Source organism: Curtobacterium sp. PhB190 (assembly GCF_004365385.1).
Taxonomy (GTDB): Bacteria; Actinomycetota; Actinomycetes; order Actinomycetales; family Microbacteriaceae; genus Curtobacterium.
Map to the genome: position 1 here is coordinate 1,549 of NZ_SODN01000023.1, position 1,712 is coordinate 3,260.

General features: G+C 54.7%; 1 rRNA gene (running past one end of the window). It reads left to right on the forward strand.

Annotated elements, in window-relative coordinates:
• Positions 1–144 precede the first annotated feature (144 nt).
• A 23S ribosomal RNA gene (locus tag EDF47_RS19625) occupies positions 145–1,712 on the forward strand; it runs 1,660 nt beyond the window's last position.

Below are 1,712 nucleotides of genomic sequence, written 5' to 3' on the forward strand. Positions count from 1 at the left end.
ACTGGACGGTGGGGAGTGTGGTGCCGATCGTATGTTGAGAACTACACAGTGGACGCGAGCATCTTTGATTCGCGTCATCCAATCGACCGGGCACTTTTGGTGTTCGTGTTGTGGGTGATGACGGATCGCAATTTTAATCTTTGTGGTCAAGTTTCTAAGAGCAAACGGTGGATGCCTTGGCATCTGGAGCCGAAGAAGGACGTAGAAATCTGCGATAAGCCTCGGGGAGCTGATAATCGAGCCCTGATCCGAGGATTTCCGAATGGGGAAACCCCGCTGGGCGCTTTTGTGACCTGGTGACTCCCGCCTGAATATATAGGGCGGGTAGAGGGAACGTGGGGAAGTGAAACATCTCAGTACCCACAGGAAGAGAAAACAACATGTGATTCCGTGAGTAGTGGCGAGCGAAAGCGGATGAGGCTAAACCGATCATGTGTGATAGCCGGCGGGCGTTGCATGGTCGGGGTTGTGGGACACGTCACTCAGTTCTGCCGGACTGGGGCGGTTACAGCGCATCATAGTCGAACCGGTTTGAAAGCCGGGCCGTAGTGGGTGCCAGCCCCGTAGACGAAATGGTGTTATGGCCGGATGTGTATCCCAAGTAGCACGGGGCCCGAGAAATCCCGTGTGAATCTGTCAGGACCACCTGATAAGCCTAAATACTCCCAGATGACCGATAGCGGACAAGTACCGTGAGGGAAAGGTGAAAAGTACCCCGGGAGGGGAGTGAAATAGTACCTGAAACCGTTTGCTTACAAACCGTCGGAGCCTCCTTAGTAGGGGTGACGGCGTGCCTTTTGAAGAATGAGCCTGCGAGTTAGTGATATGTGGCGAGGTTAACCCGTGTGGGGCAGCCGTAGCGAAAGCGAGTCTGAATAGGGCGTTTGAGTCGCATGTTCTAGACCCGAAGCGAAGTGATCTATCCATGGCCAGGTTGAAGCGACGGTAAGACGTCGTGGAGGACCGAACCCACTTCAGTTGAAAATGGAGGGGATGAGCTGTGGATAGGGGTGAAAGGCCAATCAAACTTCGTGATAGCTGGTTCTCTCCGAAATGCATTTAGGTGCAGCGTTGCGTGTTTCTCGCCGGAGGTAGAGCTACTGGATGGCCGATGGGCCTCAACAGGTTACTGACGTCAGCCAAACTCCGAATGCCGGTGAGTGAGAGCGCAGCAGTGAGACGGTGGGGGATAAGCTTCATCGTCGAGAGGGAAACAACCCAGACTACCAACTAAGGTCCCTAAGCGTGTGCTAAGTGGGAAAGGATGTGGAGTTGCATAGACAACCAGGAGGTTGGCTTAGAAGCAGCCACCCTTGAAAGAGTGCGTAATAGCTCACTGGTCAAGTGATTCCGCGCCGACAATGTAACGGGGCTCAAGCACACCACCGAAGTTGTAGATTTCGCACACTAGACAAGCCTTCGTGGTTCAGTCGTGCGGAGTGGTAGGAGAGCGTCGTGTGGCGAGTGAAGCGGCGGAGTGATCCAGCCGTGGACGCTACACGAGTGAGAATGCAGGCATGAGTAGCGAAAGACGGGTGAGAAACCCGTCCTCCGAAAGACCAAGGGTTCCAGGGCCAGGTTAATCCGCCCTGGGTAAGTCGGGACCTAAGGCGAGGCCGACAGGCGTAGTCGATGGACAACGGGTTGATATTCCCGTACCGGCGAACAACCGCCCAAGCTAATCCAGTGGTGCTAAGAGTCCTAACCCGGAT